This window comes from Pseudomonas sp. GL_135 (genome assembly GCF_057834665.1).
The window spans coordinates 4161445-4186686 of sequence record NZ_CM174408.1 but is presented as its reverse complement, the minus strand read 5'-3'; the positions used below and the strand labels follow the sequence as shown (position 1 = coordinate 4186686).

Below are 25242 nucleotides of genomic sequence, written 5' to 3'. Positions count from 1 at the left end.
ACGTTGACAGCGTTACCCTCGCAGGGTCGTCCACCTGGGAAATGCTGGGTTCCAATAGCCTCAATTCACTTGCAATGAACGACAGTGCGGTGAGGTTTGGCGCGACCAATGCGTTCTACCAACTCAACGTCGGCACGCTGTCCGGCAACGGCACGTTCATCATGGACGCGGATTACCTTACCAACGAGCACGACCTGCTCAATGTGACCGGCTCTGCAACGGGCAGCCATACCTTGCTGATCGCAGGTTCCGGCGTCGATCCGACGTCACCACAGCCCTTGACCATTGTGCAGACCGGGGGCGGTGACGCGACCTTTGCGCTGGCGGGCGACGGTGCGGTTGACGTGGGCACCTATTCCTATCAACTGGCGTCGGCCAGCAATGGCGCGGGCGGCACAGACTGGTTTCTGGACCCGAATACCGCGACGATCAGCCCTGGCACGCGCTCGGTGCTGGCGCTGTTCAACACTGCGCCGACGGTCTGGTATGGCGAGCTGACATCCCTGCGCAGTCGCATGGGCGAGTTGCGCTTCAACGGTGGTAAATCGGGCGGCTGGGTGCGCACCTACGGCAACAAATACAACGTCGATGAAGCGTCCGGGGTCGGCTATCAGCAGACGCAGCAGGGCGTATCGCTCGGCGCCGATGCACCGCTGCCGATTGGCGACGGGCAGTGGCTGGTGGGCGTACTGGCCGGGCATAGCAAATCCGATCTTGACCTCAGTCGCGGGACGTCGGGCACGGTTAACAGCTATTACGGCGGGATCTACACCACCTGGATGGACCAGGCCAGCGGCTACTATTTCGACGGTGTGTTGAAGTTCAACCGCTTCCGCAACGACTCGAAAGTCAGCATCAGCGATGGCACGCGCGCCAAGGGGGATTACGACAACGCCGGCGCCGGTGGCTCGGTGGAGTTTGGTCGACACATCAAGCTGAACGACGGGTATTTCATCGAACCGTACAGCCAGTTGTCCGCCGTGGTGATCCAGGGCAAGGATTACCAGCTGAACAACGACATGCGTGCGGAAGGCGATCGCACCCGTTCGCTGCTGGGCAAGGTAGGGATGACGGCAGGTCGTAACTTCGAGATGAGTGACGGCAAAGTGGTGCAACCGTATGTGCGGGTGGCGGGTGTGCACGAGTTCGCGAAGAACAACGAAGTGCAAGTGAACAACAACGTGTTCAACAACGACTTGTCTGGTTCGCGAGGTGAGTTGGGGGCGGGCGTTGCCGTGGCGTTTTCAGACAGTCTGCAGGTGCATGCTGATTTTGATTACGCCAATGGCGAGAATATTGAGCAGCCGTTTGGGGCGAATATTGGGTTGCGGTATAGCTGGTAATCCTTGATAGCAGCCGACATCTTCGTCAGATGTCGGCTTTTTACCTGATCAGCGAATGCCTACCACCAGACACAGCGAGAATGGAACCACCGAGGCGACCGCATAACCCTCTGCTCCGGTCACAAGGTTTTTTACGTAGTTTTTGTTAAAGACATAACCGTTGCTTGACCAGTAAAAGTCGTTGCCTTGAGGCCATCTCCCGGGGTACAGGTTATAAATAGAACGCAACTCGTCCATATTGGGAATTCTGAACCCCGAAGCTTCCACATTGTTTTTGGCCCATGGGTAACGATTCTGGCCGAATCCTACGCAGAGGATAACGTTGCTTACTTGAACCCGGTATGCTCCGGAACGACCCTGGGCATCCCGAACGGTAATGGTGGCACTGCCATTGCCTCTGCTGAATACCTTGCCGTTCGCATCGACGGTCACCAAGGCCGTATTGCTCGAAGAGTAGGAGTAAGGAGGCACGCCGCTGCGGGGAGTTCGCGTCGCTGTCGTCCCTGCTGGCCATGACACGGGCAGGACATCTAGCCTTGAACCTGGCACGTACAGACGACCGTTCAGGTTGACAGTCGCTGTATCCAGCACGAACTCCGGGATTGGGGAAATAACCGAAAACTGGCGAACAGCCGATGCAGGATTTGAACTGTATTGCCCCACAGCTTTAAGACTGTGGGCACCCAGTGCCACGCTCACCGATACGCTCCAGCTACCGTTAGCACCTACGGCGGTCTTCCCTCTGGAGGTGGCCCCGTCGAAAACTTCCACCTGCTCATTGGCCGCCGCTGTGCCTGACGCCGTCACCGTGGTCTCTGTGGTGGTGCCGCCCTGTGCGACCTCGCCTTCCGAGTCGCTCACGATCAGCGTCGGCGCCGTTGCAGCCTTCACACTGAAGGTCCAGGGTGAGGACGCCGGATGACCGGCATACACGGCCTTGGCAGTCAGGCTATGGGCGCCCACCGACAGGCCGGTGACCGATCGAGACCATCCACCGCTTGAGTTCACACTGGCAATGCCTTTGGACGAGGCTCCGTCGAACAGCTCCACGGATTGGCCGATCGACGCCTTGCCCGAGACGGCGACAGCATTGGCATAGGTAGCCCCGCCATTACTGACAGCGTTGCTCTGAGGGTCTACGACCAGAGTGATGGTCGGGGTGACCACCTCGGTGATGGTGAACTTACGCACGGAGGATTCCGGATTGGTTCCGTAGTTCGCCCTGACTTTCATGTCATGCCGCGCCAGGCTCAGCCCCGTGAGGGTGATTGTCCATTGCCCGCTTGCATTGGCGTTTGCTGTGCCGCGCGACACCCCGCCGTCGAAGACTTCTACCTCAAGACCCATGCTGGCAACGCCGGTCAATACCACGCTGGTATCAACGGTGAATCCGTCCGGTGGAATCTCCACGTCTTGCGTGTCTTTGATATGAGTGATGGTCGGTGCGACCGCTGCGGCGATGACCACCGTCCATATAGCGGACTCTGGCAGTGTTCCATAGAGGGCCTTGGCCTTGAACGGGTGCGACGCAACGGTCAGCCCGGTAACCGTGAGCGACCAGACACCGGATCCATCTGTTCTGGCGGTGCCTTTTGAGACCCCATTGTCAAACAGCTCGATCTGCTGATCAGCGCTCGCCAGCCCCGATACCGTGACGCTGGTGTCCACGGTCGTGCCGCCGTTGGTGACCGGTCCTCGAGAGTCGAGCACCTGATTGATCACTGGCGTCACATTGGCCAGAACTTCGAGGCGGCGAGGCGGTGAGATCAGCCCGCTGCCGTCGAGGGCCCTTGCCGTGAAGCTGTAGTTTTTCGGGGTGAGCGCCGACAGGTTCGTGCTCCACGCACCCGTGGCATTGGCGCGCACCTTTTCGATCAGGGTCGTGCCATCCAGGATTTCCAGTTCGGCTTCAATCGTGGAGGTACCGCTGATGCTTACAGCGGTGTCGAACGTGGTGCCCCCGTCAGCCACTTCGCCTTCGCTGTCCCTGACGCTGACGATCTGCGGGCTGACCCAGTCGTGGTGCAGCTTGAAGGTGTAGACCGTTCTCGGGAACTGCACGGCAGCACTCTCGCTGGCGACGCCGTCGAAAGCCACATTGCAGATCACCGTCACGCGGGTGTCTTGCCCAAGTTTTTCGAGCTCGGTTCGCGGGATGGACAGAGACAGGCCGGCAGAAGCCTGAGCACTGGTCAGCACTGCGCCGTCCAGCAGCGTAATCGAGTGCATGCCGCCGCTGCCGGTTTCCCCCTCAAGGCGCAGCCATGCACGCTGCCCCTCGAGAATGAATGGCCATTTGGCAACGGTTGCGGTGCCATTGCCAGTGAAGGTCGCCAGGTTAAGGGTCAGCGTCTGGCTGTCGGCCTGAGTGATACCGGGATGCGGCAGGTCCCTTTCCGGGTTGCCAAAGGGCAGTATCTGGAGCAGCGTTAGATCGGACTGCTTCTCTGCGGTGTAGCGTTTCACCCGATAGAACACGCTGATATCACGGCCAATGTTCGCGCCGACCACTGTAGCGGGTACCGTGAAATCAACTTGCCCGCTGGCGTTGCCGGGCTTTTCCTGATCAGCAGGCGTGCCCGGCCCCGGGGTGCCCAGCCAGGCCATCGAGACACTGTCCTGAGCCTCCATGCTCGCGTAGCTCACCTGTACCGTCGCGCCGGTCAGCGCGTCAATGGGGTCAAGCACCCCGGCGCTGGCCTCCAGCACGGTAGGGGCGGGCAGTTCGCCGATGAGTTTGCCGATTACCAGATCCAGCGTTGCCGAGTATTGAAATTTGCCGGTGGCGCCCCGCTTCAGGGTGTACAGCACCCGCACTTCATCATTGATGTTGGGCTCAACCAATGAACGGGGAATGGTGAAATCGACCGGTTCGCCGGCAATGGTAGTGGTGATGGGGAGCCAGTCACTGCCGCTGCCCTCCAGCGGATGACCGAGCCAGTACCAGGTCAGCCTATCGCCAGCCACCGTACCGAGGTAGTTGACCCGTAGGGTGACATCACCGGGATTCACCTCGGGGTCAAGCACACCGTCCGGTGCTTCAACGATAATTGGCGCCGGCAGTTCTGCCACGTGCTGGCCGACGTTGACGAGCAAGTGCTCCGACACACGCACATCAAGTACCTGCCACGCGTCGTTGGAGACGCGATAACTGACATCGACTTTGCCGTTTTCAAGCAAGGCAATGTGTTCGCCCATCACAGGGATATACACGACGTTGCCCGCTTCGTTGGCGGTGACGACGTGCTGGGTTTCATACAGGTAGGGTGCGCCATCAGTGCGAGTGCCCAGCCAGGCCAGATCGATCAGATCCCCGTTGGCCATACCGTCGTAGACCGGGATCTCTACATGGGCGCGTTCTACATACGGGTCGAGCACGTCGCCGATCACTTCCAGAATCCGTGGGATCTCCAGCGGTGCCACGCCGGTGATCCGCACGGCTGCCCGTTTCGACGATTGCGGCGGGCCACCATTGGCTTTGGTCAGAACATACGAGGCTTGAGCGGTCCCGTTGATCATTTCGCGCACGAGTGCATTGGGCACGGTGGTGTCATAGATTGCCGGGATATTCGTTATGCTGACCGATTGGCTGTGTTCCAGCGGAGCGCCTGCCGCCGTAGTGCCGAGCCAGGTCATGGTCACTGTGTCCCCGCGCTCGAATGGGTCTGCGGTGACAGCGATCCTCACCGTGACGTCTGCGCTGCCCAAGTTGCCCAGATCGATTTCGCCGTTGATAGCGTCCTGAATGATCGGTGCATCCAGCTTCCAGGCGCCGGCGTCTACCAGCACGAACGTCTGCAGCGACCACTGCTCGGAGAAATTCCAGACCTCGTCATACACCTGATAGTGAACGAGCAATTTCGCAGAGTCGCCTGCCGCGAGTATGGCGGCCTGGTCAACCGTGATGACGACAGGGTCCTCGCCATCTGCCTCCTGTTCGGTGATCGGCCGGCTGATCGACACCACACCCCATCGCAATTCCACGGTGTCGCGCGCGGCCCGTCCCGGGTACTTGGCAATGGTCACCGGAATCCCGTCCTTGGCCCACTGGGCGTCAACGCCGTTGTCGATAACGTCTTGGGGCAGTTGCGGCGCCGTGAGTTCTGAGTGGCCGGGCAGATGCGGGTCGCGGTCCTTGCCTCCGGGCCGGTCGAGCTTGACCAGCAGGCTCTTTGACACGGAGTCTTCCGGCGCGCTCGAGCCGACGCGAGTCAGGCTGTAAAGAACCTTTTTTTCCCGGCCGGCTTCGATAAAAGTAGATTCCAGCTGGAAAAACATACGCTTGTCGATGTCGGCCCCTACGACGATGCGTTCGCCCACGGATACGCCGTCCCAATAGATCTCGACACGGTCGCCGACCTGCATGCGCAGCCAGGGATCGACGGCAAACAACACACCGTACGGGTCTTCGACGATGCTGATGTTGATTCCGCCGTCATGGTCCAAGACGTCCTCGACCATGCTGGAGATCAGCACAGGGCGCAAAGCCAGCGTTGAATAATTGTGGTCCAGCGGGGGAAAGAGGGTGCGTGAGTAGCGTTTCATGGTGAGCTTCCTTTCAGAGGATGTTGTCCTGGGCGGATCATTTGTTGCCGGTGCATCGTCGGTGCGTTGGTTCGGTTGGCGTCTGGAGCGGCAATACCGGAACCGCCAGGCGGGTGTGCTATTTGGTGGAGCGTCAAGCGCGCAGGGTAGTTACGTCGCACTCGGCCTGTGCGATGCCGGTCACTGTCACTGTCACTGTCACGTTCGCTTCAATCGTCATCCCGTCTCCCGCATCAGCACCGTTGGCGGCGTTGATGCGGGAAATGGTGGGGCAGCGAGTGCTATCGGACGGTAAATATGAACACTCCCGATTCACTGCCGTTGCCAAAAAGCAGCTTGGCTTTTAGCGCGTGAGGCCCCACCGCCAAGTCAGCGATGGCCAGATTCCACTCTTGGCTGGTGTTGGCCATAGCTTTACCTTTTGAAGTGGTGCCGTCGAAGACTTCTACCTCAAGCCCAGTGGCTGCAGCCCCAGTCACCGTCACGTAGTTTGCGAGGGTCGTGCTCCCGGCAGGGATCTCATTGCCTTCGGCGTCCCTGATTTTGAGGATGGCTACTGCCACGAGTGGTCCAGCGGTAAACCAGAACACCGCCGACTCCTCGCCGTTCCCATAAAGCGCTCTGGCTTTGACCGCATGAACGCTCCGTTCCAGGTCCTTGAGTGTCTTGCTCCACTGTCCGCTGGCGTCGGCCGTGACGATACCTTTTGAGGTATTGCCATCGAAGACCTCTACCTGGCGCCTGATGTTTCCAGCGCCTGTCAAATACACCGTGTAACCGTTCGGGTTTCCAATACCATTCGTGTTTCCATAGAGAGGTATTTCTTCGCCAGTGCCGCCTTTGACGCTGGAGATGGTGGGGACGACGAGTGGCAGGACGGTAAACCCTCGTACTTCCGACTCATTGCGGTCGCCATAAAGCGCTTTGGCTTTAATCGCGTGAGCCCCCACCGCCAAGTCAGTGATGGCAAGTCTCCAACTTCCGCCGCCGTTCGCCGTGGCCTCACCCATTGAGGCGGCGCCATCGAACACCTCTACCGAGAGCTCGGCTTCTGCAGTGCCTAACACTGTCACGCTCGTTTCATCCGTCGTCCCATCGGGAGGGACTTCCCTGTCGGAAACCAAGATGCTGGAGATGGTGGGTGCGGCGAGTTCTTCGGCTTCAACGGCAAATCTGTGTGCCGCCGACACTTCATTCTCGCCATACAGCGCCTTCGCCGTCATGACATGCGCTCCGATGTCCAGCCCGCTGACTGGCAAGGTCCATTGCCCGGCGTCGTCGGCAATGGGTTTGCCTTTGGAGACGTCGCCATCCAGCACCTCCACCCCCAGGGTCGCAGGTGCAGTGCCGGTCAGGGTGACGCTGGTCTCGGTAGTCGTCCCACCGTCCGCAATTTCCTGGCCCTCAGAATCCTTGACACTGCTGATCACGGGAGGGTCCAGTGCCACCGGCTTCCCGACACTGAAGCGGTTGATGCCCGAGTCGCTGCGGCGTCCGTTCACACGAATCACCCAATAAGAAGCCTCTACAGTGCCAGCGTCGTTTCCCGAAATGTATTCTTGCTCTACGTTGAAATAGACGGCTTGGTTCTCGGTGAATGAGGTGATTGTCTGCGAGTCTTCCAAATCTTTGACGCTGCCATTCCACAGGAAATGCACCACATCGCCTTTCACCATTCCCGTGTAAACCGGCACAGTCACGGTCGTTGCGCCGTAAGCGGGATCTATCAGCCCGTCGACTATCCCTTCAACCTCCGGAGCGTCCAGCTGGGCTCGAGGCTCGCCGATGTTTAGTCGTTCGGCGCGAGCAGATTCGCGCTCGACGATGGTGTCGTCCATCTCTTTGGCGAGGATGAAATACAGCTCGAGGGTACCGCCCTCAATTGCTTTAAGGTGCTTGCCCTCTACCCTGAAATTGATCGGCGCCTGGCTGGCGGCTTCGCCGTTGGTGATGTTATGCGCTGTTAACTGCGGGTCATAAATGGTGAGGTCAGGCCGGGTGCCAATCCACTTCAAGGTGAGCCGAGCACCGGCAACCATGCTGTCATCCCACGGGATCTGCACGGTCGTGGTGGCGAGGTTCGGATCAATCGCGCCTTGCGCCGCATCCAGTGCAACGGGCGCAGCCATGCGCACAGCTTCACCGATCACACTGATGAATCGCCCTCTGGACTTCGACTCGGAAGCGTCCGCATGAATTGCCCGGTACGAAAACACTGCCTGGCTTTGCGCCAGTTTCTGGATGACGTCGTTAGGGATCTGAGTTTCGATGATCTGCGGCAGGTAGGTGATCGTAATCTGCGGCACGTTATATTCGACAGTCTCTTTGTCAGCGGTGGTGCCCTTCAACGTCACCTGGATCCTGTCGCCTACGACGAAGTCCGCCTTGAATGTCCCGATACGCGAGAGGGTTTCTTTGCCCAAAGACGCTTGCAACTGTGCCGCCTGTTGCGGCGTGAATGACCGGCTGAGCTCCTCTAGCATCTCTCGACTGTTGACCGCGATGATCTGCACGGTTATCGGTTCGCCCGCCAGGGTATCGAGGTCCAGGACACTGTCCACTGACTCCTTGACCAGCGGTGCGCCTAGCCGCGAATTGCCGGTGTCAACCACAATACGGGTCTCGGCGGCCCAGTCTTCGGACCGGTTTTGCACCACGTCGTAGACCTCAAACGTCACGGCCAGGCCGTTTTGGTCTGAGTCTCCTCCGGCGACAATGACGTCTTTAACGACAGTCATCCCGATCGGTTGACCCACTTCTTCAGACGTCACCGCGCGCTCTACAAACTCCCCGCCCCAGGAAAGCTTGATAGTGTCCCCTGCGGTCATGTTCGGATAAGGCGCGACGGTAACGGGCACGCCATTTTCGGCGGCATCGGCATCCACGCCATCGTTGACAATGGCCTCGGGCAGCGTGAATTTGAGTGCCGAATGGCCGGGTGTGTCGCCGTTCTGATCCTGCCCGCCGGGCCGATCAAGCTTGACGGATATATCTGTGTAAGCGGAGAACACGGCGTTCTGGCCGAGTTGCTTCACGCTGTATTGCAGTTTGTGATTGCCGGGGACGAGGCGCGGGGCGTCGACAAAGGCAGTTACCCGCTGCTTGACCTCTTCCGGATTAATGGACTCCGTGATGACCATTTGCTCGTCGAGCAATACGGACACACTGTCGCCCTCAGCCATCGCTGGCCATGCCGGAATGTACAGCTGCAGGCCGTTTAGCGGAAAGTTATCCAGCGCCGCGCCGTGGTTGATGCCCCATAACGTCTGACCAGGCTCGGCCGGTGGCACGGGCAGAGGGCCCACAGCGCCGGGGATCTCCAGGTCGATGAGCGAGCTGATACCACTGGAAGGGCGAGACGGGTCACGCGAGGGTGAGGTCATGGCGGTGGACTCCTGTCGATGAATGCCAGGAGTCATTGGGCGCCGGATCAGGGGAGTTGGCTACTGTCACAAATGACAGGTTTTGCTGCCTTTGGTCGGTTGGAAAGCGTCGCCGGAGAGAACCTGCATTGGATAGCTTAAGCATCCTGGTGCGCCTCAGTCGGGGACGCTGCTGGCTTGGGGGCTGTAAGCGCTGCGGTTCCAAGTGCGAGAAGAGGGCGCGCCAGGGGCCAGTTGGTTGGCGGGGTCGTAGGTAAATAGAGTGCCGTCGGTCGTACCCAGATTCATTTCGACCAGGGGCAGGAATCGCTGGGTTTGCTGGAAATAGTCGTTCTGGATGAACTGCGCCTGTGGAAGTCCGCTGCTGCCGGTCTGGAAAAAAAACGACTCCAGCGGTAGCTGTTCAGGAATATCCTGAGTCCATGCCGCAACCATGATTTCGTTCCAGTCACCGCGCTCGGGGAAGGCGTGCCGGACATCGATACTCAGCTGAAATTGAGACGGGCTCTGCCCGTCGAAAGCGCATCCTCTTCCCGGATTGCCCGCGTATTGCACCATCCACAGGGCTACACTCTCGATGCCCAGTGCCTGACACGCGCCGCGGAATGTGCACGGGTCGGGACTGTTGCTGGTAGCGGCATCGTAGGGGTACGCGCAACGAACGGTGGCGGAATAAACGGTGGGCGCTGCTGACTCTTTGAAGGTAAAGCCGAATGGACGGCTGTACACCAGCTTATCAATCGTCAAATCCTGGCGGGCGTAGGAAAAAGACACGCCGTTGTTCATCGTCGAGCCCGGGCTTGGATTCCAGGCGTGGAAAGCGGTCGTGGCATTGTTGGAGCGGAACAACACCCCGTTACAGTAATACGCGGCTAACCCGCCGGGGCACTCTACACGTGTGTCGACGTATCGAGCGTTCATGCGCGCGGCGATCTGATAGCCCACATACAGCTGATCCTGCAAGTTAAATCCGAACGCGCTGCCTGAGCTGTCGTTCAGATCCATGCGTAAGACCGGTAGCCACTGGCCGGTGGCATCGAAAAAATCACGCTGGTCGCTTTGCGCTGCCCTCAATGCTTCGGTCTTGCTGATGTCGTAGAACAACGCTTGGACCGGCACACTCAGTGGCGCCGAAGCGTCCCAGTTTTTCACTTGCAACTGATTGGTCCTGGCCGACCAGTCGCTGCCCAGCCCTTCATGGGCCTTGAGGCTCGCGGCGAACTGGGCGGGGTCAGTCCCGCTCAATGAACATTGTTGGTCCAGCTGGTTCCCGGCCTGCTGGAAATGTGCCAGCCATGTCGGACTGTCGACGATGCCGAGCGCGGAGCAAGAGCTGGCATCGACGGTCGACGGCTGAGAGCGGGCGGGCAGGGCGCAACCAAAACCGGCGCGACTGGCGTTCAACCCCGGGGCAAAGGGATAGGCGCACAGCACTTCCAGTGTTTTGCCCTCGCCCACTGCTGTGAACAGATCACTGAAAATCACCCCGTTGCCCTTGCCTGGCTCGCGGATGGCCAGATCGCGGCGCAGATACGTCAGGCCTTCTGCCCCGAGCGCGCTGGCGTCGCTGCCGTGTTGCCAGAACGTCTGCCCGGCAGTCAGGGGTTGCGCCTGGACAAGCACGCCGTTGCAGTACCAGGCCGGCTTATTTGCCGCGCACGTATCGCTCGTGGCCTGATAACGGTTATTGAGCAGTTGCGCGGTCTCCGGGCCGGTGATGGCCTGTGCGTTAAGACACACCCACAACAGCGCTGCGGCAAATCGGGAAATAAGGGTCTTCATGACCTGTTAACCTCCTGGCGAATCTATCCTGCGAGTGCCCGGATCCCTGCGGTCCGGGCGGCTGCAGCGTCACTGATGATTGTTTGCCTGCCACGTTCCGAGCGCTGCGAACTGCACGGCGTCGCATGACACACCAATGGCCTGATTGCGCAATGAGCCTTCGGCGCTACTGGCGTTCTCGTTCACGTCTGTGCCGCCGAAGTTGTAGGTGCCGTAAGTGCCGGCCCCGACGCTGACCGCAGTCCAGAAGGGGTAATCGAGCCAGCCCAGGTACGTCGTCACGGGAATGTCGTCGGCGTACAGCGTCCACAGTGTTTTGCACTGTGCCAGCGTGACAGGGGCGAGCCCCGCGGCATCACAAACCGCATGCATGCCCGCCCAGTCAGTATTGCCGGTGAGGAAGTGGACCACGTTGATACCACTGACGGTCAGCGAGTATTGGCGGGTCGCACCGGTGCTGTCGGTTGAGGTGATGTCACAGGTGCCATTGGCCCTGGCGGTCACCTTGCCCGAGCTGTCTACGCTTGCAACCGTTTCAGCACTGGTGCTGTAGCTGTAGGGAGGGACACCCCAACTCGCCGTTCGAGTCATGTGGACGAAATCCGGAAGCGTAGAGGGCAGTTTCGGTTCTGCCACGATGTAGTTGTGCGCGGACAGATCCAGCGCTGCACTGGCTTCGAATCCGCCGCTGATAGTCAGGGTCAGCTCTTGCGATGGCTGCTCCTGCTGTTCTCCGGCCGGAACGACGCCATACCACACCGCCACTGATGTCTCGGAGTAAGGCAGGAATTCGGACGCTGCAATCTCGAAGTCCAGCCCTGCGCCCGGACCGTTACGATTGACGACGACGTAATCGATCATTTTGGCGTTGAGGTACAGGCTGACTTTGTCCAGATACTTCAACGTCCCTGGAGGGACATGGGTGACGATAGGTCTGTCCGGATCGGCCCCCGGGTCGAGAAAGCCGTCCTGCGCCTCCTCGACCACGGGTTGGCTCCAGTCAACTAGGGTCCGGCCGCGATGCTTTTTTTTTCGGCCAGGCGTCTGGCGTTCAGCGCCATACCTCTCGCAGCCGGCGTAGCCAGATAAGAGACGTTTCCGCGCAGCAGACTTTGTACGGTACTGCTGTCACCGCCACCTGAGGCATTGCCCCAGGTCACAACCCTGCCGTCGGACGTGAGTGCCACGAAACTCTGGCTGTTGGCGTAAATCGCCTGCACATTGTTCAGCTCGCTGACGACCGCAGTGGTATCGCCTCCCACTGTGGCATCACCCCACGCAACCACTGTGCCGTTGCGACGCAGAGCGGCGAATGCCTTGGCGTTGCCGACCACTTCAACAATGTCATTGAGTGTGGCGATGTCAGCAGTAACCGCGCCGCCATGAGTGGCAGGTCCCCATGCGACCACGTGACCGTTGCCTCGACGGGCAGCGAATGCCTGCCAGGTGGCACTGACTTCGACGATGTCGGTCAGCGTTGTGATGTCCTCAGGTACGGTGCCGCCGTAGGACGCATCGCCCCAAGTCATCACCTGTCCGGTGGCTCTGATCAGGGAAAACGCCCGAGCAGTGCTGCTCCCCAGTTCGGTGATATCTGTCAGCGCGGCGATATTGGTGGGGACCGTTCCACCATTGGCTGCCGTGCCCCAGGCGACCACTCTGCCGTTTCCACGCATGGCGGCGAAGGCTGTGAAGTTACCGGACACCTCGACGATATCGGTGAGCCCGACAATATCATTGGGCACGGTGCCTCCTGCATCGGCACTTCCCCAGGCAACCACTTGTCCGGTGGCCCTGATAGCGGCGAAGGCGTTTCCGGCGCCCACGACCCGGGTAATGTCGGTCAGGACTGCGATTTCCGGAGGTACAAAACCGCCAGATTCCACCGCTCTAGCATTTCTAGCATTGCGGAGGGGGGGATTCACGATAGGAGGGGCTACTTCGTAGCTGCCCCAGGCGACTACGTTCCCGGAAGACTTGATCCCCGCAAACGCCCTGCTATTGCTGGATATGGCGACAAGGTCAGCTACGGTTGGGACAGCACCCTGAGTAAAACCTTCAACAGGACCAGGCGGTACATTCTCCCCGGCTGGAAAGCTTCCGCCTTCCTCCGGGTTGCCCCACACAACCACGTAGCCGTTCACTCGGCGTGCTGCATAAGCGCTGCGGGTACAGCTGACTTCTACGACGTCGTCCATGGTGATAATGGTTGAGGGAATTTGCCCTCCATATGCAGCATTGCCCCAGCCGACCATGTCATGTACGTCGCGATGAGCAACCAGCGCAGCATCGCCTGTGACGGTGGTGTCATTCCCACTGCCTACGATATTGGCCGGACTCAAGGCTACGATGTCGTCGCTGGTACGCACGCGCAGTACCAAATCAGGGCGTGTATCACGGAAGGTGGTTGCTTGAATCCAGGCGTCTGCGTCGCCCTCGTATTGCCATTGGGCGGAAATCGCAGCACCGGTTGTAGAATCGAAGGCGCTGATACGCCGGGGTGTGGCTGAGGCCCGGTAGCTGCTGCGGTTGAAGCGTGCCCCCATGATTTTCAGTTTGCCTGCGCCCAGATCAGTTTTGACGTCGTAGATAGCGTCCGGCGAAGGGCCTTCAACGGCGCCAGCGTTGCGTCTGACTGTATAACTCAGGATCACGCTATGCCCATCGTTGGCGATAACGGTTGCATAAGCGATGTCGAACACCATCTCGCCAGGGCCGGTCGCGGTTTGTTTCGGTGACACGCTGCCCGGTCCCGATTGGCCGGCCCACGTCAGGGTCACTTCGTCTCCGGTATCGAGGTGTGCGTCGACGTTGATGCGCACATGAGCACCGTTGAGCACTGCGTTGGGGTCCAGCGTCGAGCCCACCGCTTCGTTGATAGTGGGGGCGGGCAACTGCGCCGCAGGCGCATCCTGGACAGCAAACGTCAGAGGCACTGACACCCGGTCTTCGCCTTGCAATGGCATAACGATGTAATTGACGGTTACGCTGCCTTCTACACTTTTACGCACCTCTTCCAGAGTGACAGCAAAAATCACTTCTTTCCCTACCCCATTGCCCGTTATGTTCTTGCTGGCGGTGTAGGCGGGCGTTCCTTTGTCGTCTTGCCAATTGAGCGAAACCGAGTCGCCGGCTTGCATACCGTCCCAAGGGGCGATGACGACCTGTGCACCATCAGAGACTTCGTCGAGTTCAAGGGTGCCGTCCTCTGCGCCTGGAACCGAGGGCGCGACCGGCTGGGAGGATTGTGCAGCGCCGACATTGAAGTGGTTGATGTCCGAGTTGCTGGTCCGGCCGCTGACGCGTTCCACCCAATAGGAGGCGTCAACGGTGCCGCCGTCGTTGGGCGCGATATCGCCCTGGTAAAGGTCGAAGACCACCGGTTTGTTCACCGTGATCGAGTTGATCGTGATGAAGTCTTCGACGTCGCCGCCCAAGCTGCCTTGCCACAAGAAAACGACTTCATCGCCCACCGCCATTTCGGTATAAACCGGCACGGTCAGGGTGGTTCCAGGCAAGGCTGGATCGAGCACGCCGTTCGCCACGCCTGCGACCACGGGCGCTGGCAGTTCGGCACGAGGCGCACCGACATTGATCTGCGCGGTATGGGCGGATTCGCTTTTGACGATCCCGCTTCCGGTGTCCTTTTCCAGGGTGAAGTACAACTCCAGCGTGCCGCCTTCAATCTGTTTGAGGTGCGTGCCGGGCACCGTGAAGTTGATCGGGTACTTGTTTGTCTCTTCTCGATTGCTGATGACATGCGGGTCAAACACCGGATCGGTAATACCGAGGTCAGGCTTCTTGCCGATCCATCTCAGGGTAATGACGTTCCCCGCCTGCATGCTGTCATTCCACGGGATTTGCACGGTGGTCTGCGGCAGTTCAGGATCGATTGCGCCTTGCTCGGCATCCAGCGCGACAGGGGCGGCCATGCGCACGGTTTCCCCGATAACATTAATGAATGCACCTTTGGAGGCGGCTTTCAACGTGTCTGTGGCGTCCTTCAAGTCGTAGGTAAACACAGCCTGGGTTTTGGCCAGTCGCCGGATCTGCGCATTGGGCACCGGTATCTCGAAGATATGCCCCACGCGGTCGATCGTGATCGGTTCCGCTTCGTACAAAAGGGGTTCGCCGTCTGCGGTGGTCCCGGTTAATTTCACGTAGATCTTGTCGCCCACCGCGAAGTCGGCTCGTAGGGGCGCAAGACCTTTGAGCGCCCCCTTGCCCAGGGAGGCTTCCACCGTTGCTGTCAGTTTTGTGCCCAGCAACGCCATGAACTGCGCCATGAACAGCAGGCGATTCATCGCCACGATCTGGACCGTTACCGGGTTGCCCCCCAGCGCATCCAGGTCCAGCACATTGTTGACGGCCTCATCGACAAAAGGGGCCTCAAGACGTGAGTTGCCGGTATCCACCACGATGCGCTTTTCAGCCGCCCAGTCCTCGGAGCGGTTCTTGACCACGTCATACACTTCGTAGGTCACCGCCAGGCCCTCCGCGCCGGAGTCTCCTGCCGCGAGAATGACCGACTCCTCGACCATTATGTCTATGGGGTTGTTGACCTCGGTTTCTGTGACTGTATGTTCCACAAACCAGCCACCCCAGGAAAGCCTGACATTGTCCTTCTCACTCATGTCCGGGTACGGTTCGATCGTGACGGGTACGCCCGCCGCGGCGGCGTCTGCATCCACGCCGTTATTGATGACGTCCTCAGGCAACGTCAGCTGCAACGCCGAGTGCCCAGGGGTGTCGCCGTCCTGATCCTGGCCGCCGGGGCGGGTGAGCTTGACCCATATCCTGGTTTCGTCAGACGACAGCGGCGTCTGACCGATACGCTCGACACTGTATTTCACCGTGTACGGGCCGGGTTGAAGATGACGGGCGTCGATAAACGTGGTGACCCGCTGGCCGACCTCTCCTGGGACGACGAACTTGGTCGCAACGTTCAAGGCGTCCAGCCATACCTTGACGCTGTCACCCACGGACATGACGGACCAGACCGGCACGTAAAGCTGCAAGCCTTTGTCTGGAAAGTTGTCGATGACAGCGCCGTGGTTGACCCCCAGCCGTGTTTCGCCAGGCGCTGCAGGCGGGCTCGGAAGCTCGCCGGTGTTGCCGGGTATTTCCGGGCCGACAAGGAGGTCAGGGTTGGCGGTCTGCAGCGCTGCGTCATGCGGCGATGTGGTCATGGCGGTGGACTCCTGTCGATGAATGCCAAGAGTCATTGAGCGCCGGATCAGGGAAGTTGGCTACTGTCAGAAATGACAGGTTTTGCTGCCTTTGGTCGGCTTAACGGTGTGCCAGGACGCCAGCCCTCAACGTCGTGGCCGGGCCCATTTCAGCATGTTATTTCCAGTGATGAATAGGCCATCCGGCCTTTTCAGCGTGTTCACGCAGCGTCGCGTCGGGGTTCACCGCGTGGGGGAAATCCACTTTCAGCAACAGGGGCAAATCGTTGCGCGAATCGGAATAAAAGCTCGCGCCTTCGAGGTTTTCGCCCTCCTGATCCAGCCACGCCATCAGCCGCGTGATCTTGCCTTCACGGTAGGTGAGCACGCCGCTGGTCTGGCCGGTATACACGCCATGGGCCGTTTCCAGATCAATCGCCAGCACCTCATCAACGCCAATGCGCTCGGCGATCGGCTTGACCAGGTGCACGCCCGACGCGGAGATGATCAGAATGCGGTCACCGGCGGCGCGGTGTTCGGCGATGGCCTTGGTGGCGTCGCTGAAAATGATCGGCTCGATGTAATCCTCGACCCAGGGCCCCACCAGAAAATCCACTTCCTCCGGTGTGCGCCCGATCATCGGGTCCAGGCTGAACGCCATGTAATCTTCCATGGCCAGTTCGCCCTTGCCGTAGGCTTCCATCAGTTCGTGGTCTTTCTTCATGAACCACTCCGGATCGACCCAGCCCAGCCGGCCCATCTGCTCGCTCCACAGGCTGGAGCAGTCACCGTGGATCAGGGTTTCGTCCAGATCGAAAATTGCTAAAGACACGCGCGCGCTCCATTAATCAGTGTGGATTCGGTCGGCGTCTGGCGCGCAGCTACAAGTTTCAAGCGGCAAGCTGCAAGAGGGAGCGGCGGTGATCCAGCTTTTTCTTGCAGCTTGTCGCTTGAAGCTTGCCGCTTCAAACAGCACATAACGCCGACGCTTCGATGTGCAGGGTGACGCGCTGGCCGTTCGGGTGCAAGTCGCTGGCCGAGCGGTTGAGCACGTCGACCACCAGATCCACGCCTCTAGCCTCGACGCGATAGCGAATCACGTTGCCCAGCAGGCTGTGGCTGCGCACCTCGCCCTCCAGCGAACCGGTCAGGCTCAATTGAATGGCTTCCGGGCGTATCGCCACGCGGCTGTTGATCGGGCGTTGCATCAAGCGGCTGGCGGCGTCGGCTTCCAGCAGATTGTAGTTACCGATGAAGCCTGCGGCGAAGGCGTCGACCGGTGCGGTGTACAGGGTTTCGGCGTCGCCGCTCTGCACGATCCGGCCCTGATTCATCAGGAAAATCCGGTCGGACATGGTCAGCGCTTCTTCCTGATCGTGGGTCACGAAGATCGTCGTCAGGCCCAGCTCCTGCTGAATGGCGCGGATCTGCTCGCGCAGGTGCTTGCGGATGCGCGCATCGAGGGCCGACAGCGGCTCATCGAGCAGCAGCAGGCGAGGGCGAGTCACCAGCGATCGCGCCAATGCCACGCGCTGACACTGCCCGCCCGAGAGCTGATGCGGGTAGCGCGTGGCGAACTCGTTCAGCTCCACCAACTTGAGCACCTCGGCCACGCGCTGCTTCATTTCATCGGTGCTGACTTTCTGCATGCGCAGGCCGAAGGCGACGTTCTGTTCCACGTTCATGTTGGGAAACAGCGCATAGCTCTGGAACACCATGCCGATGCCGCGCTTCTGCGGCGACACCGGCACCAGGTCCTTGCCATCCAGGAAGATGCTGCCGCTGGTCACAGGCGTCAGCCCCGCGATGCAGCGCAGCAGGGTGGACTTGCCGCAGCCGGACGGGCCGAGCAGGGTGACGAATTCGCCTTTGTGGATGTCGCAATTGATGTCGCTGAAGACCGCTGTGCTGCCGTAGTTCTTCTGCAGGTTTTCGACACTGACGAAGCTCATATCAGTCTTTGTCCTTGTTCAGTCGGTTGGCCGCCCACGTCAGCAGCAGTACGAAAAAGAAGTAGGAAATCACCAGCGCGCTGTTGAAGTGACCGCTGCTGTTGCGCATGTTGTTGAGGTACACCTGCAGGGTCTCGTAGCGGGTGCCGACCAGCAGATTGGCGAACACGAACTCGCCGAACAGGAACGAGAACGACAGCAGCAGGGCAATCATCAGGCCCTTGCGCAGGTTCGGCAGCACCACCAGAAACGCGGCTTGAAAGGTGTTGGCGCCGAGCAACTGGGCGGCGTCCATCAGGTCAACCAGGTTGATCGCTTGCAGGTTGTTGGTGATCGCCCGGTACATGAAGGGCAGTGCCACGGTGAAGTAGCAGCCGATCAGAATCCATGGCGTACCGACCATCGCCAGCGGCCCGGAGCCGTAGAGCTGCAACAGGCCCACCGACGACACCACCGGCGGCACCGCGAAGGGCAACAGGATGAGGATGTTCATCAGCGCGTCGAGCTTGGGGAAGTGGTAATGCACGACGAACAGCAGCGGCAGAATCAGCACCACCGAGAGCACCAGCGCGCCGACGCACACCAGCAGCGACTGGCCGGACGCGCGCAGAAAACGCGGATCGCTCCACAGCGCGACGTACCATTTGTAGGTCAGGCCGTCGGGCAGAATCGTCGCTGACCAACTGGTGGCGATGGAATACACAAAGGTGCCCAGCAGCGGCGCCAGCAGAATCAGAAACAGCAAGTACACCACGACGCGGTGGTAGAGCCCCGGCGGGCGGCGTTCAGCGCGAGACATGGTAGCTCCTCTTCAACAGCCACTGATGCACGACGGTCACCAGCGTCATCATCCCCACCAGAATCATCGCCAGGGCGCTGGCCATGTTCGGGTCCAGCGTGATGTCGCCCGCGACCATCGCGGCGATGCGGATTGGCAGCACGTTGAAATTGCCGGTGGTCAGCGCATACACCGTGGCGTACGCCCCCAGCGCGTTGGCCAGCAGGATCACGAAGGTGCCGAGCAGCGCGGGTGTCAGCACCGGAATGCCGATGTGCCGCCAGAAATCCCAGCCGCTGGCGCCCAACAAGGAGGCCGACTCACGCCAGTCTTCCCGCAGCGCGTCGAAGGCCGGGTAGAGCAGCAGCACGCCCAGGGGGATCTGGAAGTAGGTATAGAGAATGATCAGGCCGGTTTTCGAGTACAGATTGAAGTCATCGATGATTCCGGCCTGCTTGAGAATCAGCGTCAGCGCGCCGTTGAAACCGAGCAGGATGATGAAGGCAAACGCCAGCGGGACGCCGGAAAAGTTGCTGGTCATGTTGGCGAAGGCGCTGACGAAATCCCGGAGGCGCGACGGCACTTTGCGCAGGGAATAACTGCCGAGAATCGCGATGACGATGCCGATCAGGCTCGACCAGAAACTGATCTCCAGGCTGTACTGCATCGCCTGACGGTAGAAGCGCGAGTTGAATGCTTTGACAAAGTTGTCGATGCCCCAGCCGGCGTCCGATTGCAGGCTGTTGATCGCCACCCAGGCCAGCGGCGCGATCTGAAAGGCGATGAAGAACACCGCAAACGGCACAAGGCAAAACAGCGCCAGCCATTTGCCGCGGCTTTGTGAATTCACTTGAGCACCTCTCTGCACACAGGTTTGTCGTGGGGCACACCGAGCAGTTCGCAGACGGTGCCGCAGAGCTCGGTCTGTTTCGGTTGCGCATCGGGGTCGAGGCTGAAGGCATCACCGAGCACGAACAGCGGGACTTCGCGTTCTTCCGGCAGCACGCCGTTGTGGGAGCGGTCGTTGTTCATGCCGTGGTCGGCGGTCACCAGCACTTGATAGCCCGCATCGAGCCAGCGCTGCAGGTACTCGGCGAGGATGATATCGGCGGAGCGAGCGCTGTTGCGGTACTGCGGGGTGTCGAGGCCGTGCTTGTGGCCGGCGTCATCGATGTTCATCGGATGCACGAACAAGAAGTGCGGCGCGTGGGCGGTTCGCAGATGCTCGGCATCGTCGAACAGATGGGAATCGGGGTAGTGATCGACGTAGTAGAAATGCCCGTGCCGAATCGGCAAGTCGACGTCATCGGTGTGACGGTCGCGCGCGGCCACAAACGGGCTGCGGTTGTACAGCTCGCTGACCCAGTGATACGCGGCAGCGGCGGTGGTCAGTCCGGCGTCGGTGGCGTAATGGAACACGCTGCGCTGGTTGGAAAGCCGGGAAACCTGGTTGTGCACGATGCCGCTGTCTATGGGCGCCACGCCGGTCAGAATGCATTCATACAGCGGACGTGACAGCGACGGCAGTTCGCATTCGAGCTTGTACAACGCCGCACGGCCTGCGTTTCGGTAGGCCAGCAAATGCCCCATCGCATGGTGCGCCACGCTGTAACTCAGGCCGTCCAGCAGGATGAGGATGACGTTGTGTTTCATGTGCCGCTCCGGAGGGTGGATCGCCAAACATTACTGTAGGAGTGCGCTTGCTCGCGATCGCGGTATGCCTGCGACAGACAGGTTGACTGACACACCGAAATCGCGAGCAAGCTCACTCCTACAAGGGGGCTGCGTTAGCAGTTGAGGATCACTGCATCTCGACGATGACTTGCTCGTTCCACTGTTGTGGCAGGGCTTTCGAGGTTTTTTCCCATGCCGCAGCGTCTTTGATCGGCGTCACGTTCTTGTACTGCTCGTTGGGCAACAACTTGGCCTGGACCTCTGGCGGGAGCGTCAGGTGCTCGGCGCGGATCGGGCGTGCGTTGCCTTTGGCCAGGTTGATCTGGCCGGCGTCGCTGAAGATGTATTCACGGGCCAGCTTGGCAGCGTTCGGGTGCTTGGCGTACTTGTTGATGATCGTCGTGTAGCCCGAGATCACCGAACCGTCGGACGGGATCAGCACCACGTAGTCGTCAGGATTGGCCATCTTGGCTTTGTAGCTCAGGCCATTGAAGTCCCAGACCACGCCCACTTCCACTTCGCCTTTTTCCATCGACTGGATCGTCGGATTGTTGATGCCCAGGCGTTTCTGCTTGGCCAATTCGGTGAACAGCTGCAGACCCGGCGCGAGGTTGGTTTCATCGCCTTTCATGGAGATCGCAGCGGCCAGTACGCCGTTAGCCGCCTGGGCCGCGGTGCTGACATCACCGATGGTGACTTTGTACTTGCCGTTCTTCAGGTCAGCCCATTTGGTCGGTACGTCCGAGCCGTGCAGCAGCTTTTTGTTGACGATGAAAGCGATAGTGCCGGTATAGGCCAATGCCCAGTGACCGTCTTTATCCTTGGCCCAGTCCGGTACCTGAGCCCAAGTGCTCGGCTTGTACGGTTGAGTCACGCCCTTCGCCACAGCGATCGGGCCGAACGCTGCACCCACGTCGCCAATGTCAGCGCTGGCGTTGTCTTTTTCCGCATCGAACTTGGCCACTTCCTGAGCTGAACTCATGTCGGTGTCCATGTGCACCAGACCGTACTTGGCGGTCAGGTCGGTCCAGGTGCCTTTCCAGTTGGCCCAGTCATCGGGCATGCCCACGCTGTTGACCGCGCCCTCAGCCTTGGCGGCGGCTTCAAGTGTTTTGAGGTCGGTGTCGGCGGCCATGGCCGAAGTGCTCAGCGCGATGGCCGAACCCAGGAGTGATGCCAGCAAAAGGTGTTTCATTCGAAGCTCCTTTGTGCACTTCTCGACGGACTCATAGAAGTGTTCGTTGCGGATGGTTGGTCTAGGTCAGCAATACCTGAGCCAAGTTAGGCGAGTTACATGACGCTTTCGTGTCTGGACCGACTCTTGCTGGGGCGAGACACAGCCCGGCCAGTTGCTGTGGAATGAGCGTAGACCATGCTCAAGCGCCTGATCTGAAAGGCCCGGATGATTTGCTGAGCGCTGGTGTTGCGCCCGCTCCTGGCTGGAATGTCACGCAATGGTCATCTAGGCTGCCTAGGCTCTGGAGCACCGAAACGGGCCGGTCAACGAGCGACTCCGCCCTTTAATAGCGCTGGTCTAGTCCAGATAGGTAACGCAATGCGCGACGAAATACCCCGAGCGGTGACGACCATTTGCAACGCGCTGCAAGAACAGATCGAACATGGTCTGTTGCCACCGGGCAGCAAGTTGCCGGCTGAGCGCAAGCTGAGCGAGGTCTTCGACACCACGCGCATCACCTTGCGCGAAGCGTTGGTGCAGCTTGAGGCGCGGGGTTTGATCTACCGCGAGGAGCGGCGTGGCTGGTTCATTTCGCCGCCGCGACTGGCCTATGACCTGATGCGCCGCAGCCACTTTCACGCGATGGTTCAGGCTCAGGGCCGAGTGCCTGCGACCCAAGTGATTTCCGCGCGGCTGCAACCGGCTTCGGCCGTGATCTGCGGGCTGCTGCAATTGCCGGCGTTGTCCAGCGTGATCCAGATCTGCCGCGCTCGTCGCATCGATGAACGGCTGGTGCTCTACGTCGAACACTACCTCAACCCCGATTACTTCCCGCAGATCCTCGATCTCGACCTGAACCAGTCGCTGACCGAACTCTACGCCAGCCATTACGACATTCGCTATGGCCAGGTGCGTTTCGAGATGGTGCCCACGGCGTTACCCGTGGAAGCGGCAGGGGCGCTGAAAGTCTCCATCGGCAGCCCGGGCCTGCGTATTGTTCGGGTCAACCATGACCAGCGCGGACGGCTGATCGATTGCGATCTGGAATACTGGCGCCATGACGCGATTCACGTAAGCGCGGTGGTGGCGGATATCTAGGCCGACTTACACCGGGGCATCGTCCTTCCTCTCACGCACCTTATTCACACGCCCGCCACTGGTGCTGACCTGCACGTTCAGGCGCGGCGTCGCCAGGTCCATGCCGGCTTCATCCAGATAACGCTTGAGCGACAGGTTGAACGCCCGCGACACTTCCCACTGCTTGATCGGCGCGGTCTTGAAGCGTGCGCGCAGAATGGCGTTGCCCGAGTCGAAACTCTCTACCCCCTGAATCTCCAGCGGCGACCAGATGTTGCGTCGTTGCAGCGGGTCGGTGCGCATCTTCTGGCCGACGTCGCGGATCATCTTCAGGGCGTCGTCGATGTTCATGCTCGCCGGAATCGCGATGCGGAAAATCGCGTACCCGAACTCCCGCGAGTAATTCTGAATGCTTTTGATCTCGCTGAACGGGATGGTGTGGACGATGCCGTCGATGTCGCGCAGGCGTACGGTGCGGATCGTCAGCCCTTCCACAGTGCCCAAGTGACCGCCGACGTCCACGTAATCGTCGATGGCCAGCGAGTCTTCGATGATGATGAACAGCCCGGTGATCAAATCCGCCACCAGCGACTGCGCGCCGAAACCGATGGCCAGACCGATCACACCCGCACCGGCCAACAGTGGCGTCACGTTCATGCCCATGTTCGCCAGGGCGACGATCAGCGCAATGATGAAAATGGTCACGAACAGCACGTTGCGGATCAGCGGCATCATGGTTTGCGCGCGGGTATTCGCCAGGCCTTTGCGCGAGCGGGTGAGGGCGTGGTGAATGGCTGTGTCGGCGAGAATCCAGATCAGCCAGGCGAACATCAGCGTGGCCGCCAGGCCGATGAGCCTGACGCTGATGTCGTGGCCGTCGCCCTCGGCGAATCGAATAAGCGACACACCCCATACGCGCAGGCCCAGTTCGATGAACACCAGCCAGATGAGCAAATGCGCGACCGTATAGAAGAAGTTCTTCAGGCGGTCCGAATACAGCGCGTGGCGCTTGTGAGCGTGGCTTGGCTTGAGCGAATGACGCCGTACCAGGCCGTTGATCACCATGCACATCACCAGCAGCACGGTGCAGATCAGGGCCTGACGCAATGCGGTGCTGGTGTCGCCCGCAGAGAAAAACGTGGCGAACAGGGAAACGCCCACCAGCACCAGCGCTGGCAGGTACCAGAACGTGCCGAGCACCTCGATGCTGTCACTCAGGGCGCGGCGTTTGAGGCGACGCTCAAGCGCCTGATTGCGGATCAGGTGCGCGATCGGGCGACGGAAGCGGATGATGAACAGACCGGTGGACAGTGCGGCCATGACATTGGCCAGGGTCGCGGCGGTATGCGCCAGGTGCACGCCGAGGCTGGCGACCAGACGCGGGTCGCTCAACGCCTCGCCGAACGCGGCGAAGCTGCCAATCCACCACAGCGGCCGAAATGCCTGATGCCGCAGAATGTAAAGCGCCTGGTGCCGGTGCGGGCCGTCCAGCAGAGAAAACGCGATGACACACACCGCCGAGAACAGCGTGCCCACCACCAGCGCGTAGGCGAGCACCATCGCCAGATCCCGGCCCAGGGACGGCGGCAACGAGTAACTCAGGTAGATCGTGATCACCAGCGCCACCAGCCACGGGCCCAGCTTGCGCAACGCGAAGCGCAGCATGTCCGACAGGCGCGGGTGCTGCGGAAGTTCGGCGGAAAGGCCGAAACGCAAACGGACCTTGTGGCCCAGCCAGATCAGCGCTGCCGCCAGCAGCCCCCAGATCGCCAGGACCACGGCAAAGCCCCAGATGATCGGCCACCACTGGTTGGCCGGCAGCATCAGCGCCATCAGCTCGTCCTCCGCCATACCTGCCTCGTCCGCCCAGCGGCTGAGCGGGCTGTCTGCGCCGGTGAACTGTTTTTCCAGCCCGGCAAGCGAGCTGCCGATAAGGCCCAGCACGCCTTGCTCCACCGTCGGCTGCGCTTTCCTGGTGGCGTCCCGCAGTTTTTTCAGGTCATCGAGCAACTTGCTGCGCTGTTGATCGTTTTCCAGCGACGTAATGACCTCGTCCAGCGACTGCCCCAACGGTTCCTGGGCCTGAGGCTGCGTCTTGTCACCGCCACTCAGCAGACTTGGCAGGCCAGCGGCGTGGGTCAACGCAAACGGGAACAGCGCCAGCAGGCAAAGCAGGAAGAGGCGGGGCAGAAGGGAAAGGCGGGTGGGAGCGATCACCTGGAAACAAACCTCGAATAGACAGGCGCTTGAAGTAGCGCGGTATGGGAGCCGTGCAGGGTCAAGCAGAGGCGGATGAGTTTACGAGGGGATGGGGGGTGTGGCGAGGGGGAATTGTGAAGTCCGGGACAGCGCGATGTGCAGGC

General features: G+C 60.3%; 13 protein-coding genes and 1 pseudogene. 2 read left to right on the top strand and 12 right to left on the bottom strand.

Features of this window, described 5'->3' with window-relative positions:
- Nucleotides 1-41 precede the first annotated feature (41 nt).
- Nucleotides 42-1343: pseudogene (locus tag AC3ISG_RS18555) on the top strand (autotransporter outer membrane beta-barrel domain-containing protein); the annotation flags it as partial.
- Between the two features lie 48 nt (nucleotides 1344-1391).
- Here the strand turns inward: AC3ISG_RS18555 and AC3ISG_RS18550 are convergent.
- The 11 genes from AC3ISG_RS18550 to AC3ISG_RS18500 form a co-directional block, all read right to left on the bottom strand.
- Nucleotides 1392-5735, bottom strand: a complete 4344-nt coding sequence (locus tag AC3ISG_RS18550) for an immunoglobulin-like domain-containing protein (RefSeq protein WP_489297656.1) — start codon at nucleotides 5733-5735, stop codon at nucleotides 1392-1394.
- Nucleotides 5736-6169: 434 nt separating this feature from the next.
- A complete protein-coding gene (locus AC3ISG_RS18545; protein WP_489297655.1) occupies nucleotides 6170-9271 on the bottom strand; it encodes a hypothetical protein in 3102 nt (1033 codons plus the stop codon).
- Nucleotides 9272-9427: 156 nt separating this feature from the next.
- Nucleotides 9428-11053 carry a hypothetical protein gene (locus tag AC3ISG_RS18540; protein ID WP_489297654.1) on the bottom strand — a complete coding sequence of 542 codons (1626 nt, stop codon included), beginning with the start codon at nucleotides 11051-11053 and terminating at the stop codon, nucleotides 9428-9430.
- Between the two features lie 69 nt (nucleotides 11054-11122).
- Nucleotides 11123-12040 (bottom strand): immunoglobulin-like domain-containing protein, encoded by a 918-nt coding sequence (locus AC3ISG_RS18535; RefSeq protein WP_489297653.1) that lies wholly within the window; start codon nucleotides 12038-12040, stop codon nucleotides 11123-11125.
- Between the two features lie 17 nt (nucleotides 12041-12057).
- On the bottom strand, nucleotides 12058-16242 hold the full coding sequence (locus AC3ISG_RS18530) for a hypothetical protein (RefSeq protein ID WP_489297652.1): 4185 nt from the start codon (nucleotides 16240-16242) through the stop codon (nucleotides 12058-12060).
- Nucleotides 16243-16399: 157 nt separating this feature from the next.
- Nucleotides 16400-17053: an HAD family hydrolase gene (locus tag AC3ISG_RS18525; protein ID WP_489297651.1), complete on the bottom strand. Its 654-nt coding sequence runs from the start codon at nucleotides 17051-17053 to the stop codon at nucleotides 16400-16402.
- Nucleotides 17054-17186: 133 nt separating this feature from the next.
- Nucleotides 17187-18173 (bottom strand): ABC transporter ATP-binding protein, encoded by a 987-nt coding sequence (locus tag AC3ISG_RS18520; protein ID WP_489297650.1) that lies wholly within the window; start codon nucleotides 18171-18173, stop codon nucleotides 17187-17189.
- Nucleotide 18174: 1 nt separating this feature from the next.
- A complete protein-coding gene (locus tag AC3ISG_RS18515) occupies nucleotides 18175-18972 on the bottom strand; it encodes an ABC transporter permease (protein ID WP_489297649.1) in 798 nt (265 codons plus the stop codon).
- On the bottom strand, nucleotides 18959-19801 hold the full coding sequence (locus tag AC3ISG_RS18510; protein WP_489297648.1) for an ABC transporter permease: 843 nt from the start codon (nucleotides 19799-19801) through the stop codon (nucleotides 18959-18961). Before AC3ISG_RS18510 ends, AC3ISG_RS18515 begins: the two co-directional genes overlap by 14 nt.
- Nucleotides 19798-20604, bottom strand: coding sequence for an alkaline phosphatase family protein (locus AC3ISG_RS18505; RefSeq protein ID WP_489297647.1), 807 nt, complete (start codon nucleotides 20602-20604; stop codon nucleotides 19798-19800). Before AC3ISG_RS18505 ends, AC3ISG_RS18510 begins: the two co-directional genes overlap by 4 nt.
- Nucleotides 20605-20752: 148 nt before the next feature.
- Nucleotides 20753-21820, bottom strand: coding sequence for an ABC transporter substrate-binding protein (locus AC3ISG_RS18500; protein ID WP_489297646.1), 1068 nt, complete (start codon nucleotides 21818-21820; stop codon nucleotides 20753-20755).
- 360 nt (nucleotides 21821-22180) lie between these two features.
- Here AC3ISG_RS18500 and AC3ISG_RS18495 point away from each other — a divergent pair, with 360 nt between their 5' ends.
- Nucleotides 22181-22900: a UTRA domain-containing protein gene (locus AC3ISG_RS18495; protein WP_122623098.1), complete on the top strand. Its 720-nt coding sequence runs from the start codon at nucleotides 22181-22183 to the stop codon at nucleotides 22898-22900.
- 6 nt (nucleotides 22901-22906) lie between these two features.
- Here AC3ISG_RS18495 and AC3ISG_RS18490 read toward each other — a convergent pair whose 3' ends face one another.
- On the bottom strand, nucleotides 22907-25096 hold the full coding sequence (locus tag AC3ISG_RS18490; protein ID WP_489297645.1) for a mechanosensitive ion channel family protein: 2190 nt from the start codon (nucleotides 25094-25096) through the stop codon (nucleotides 22907-22909).
- Nucleotides 25097-25242 lie beyond the last annotated feature (146 nt).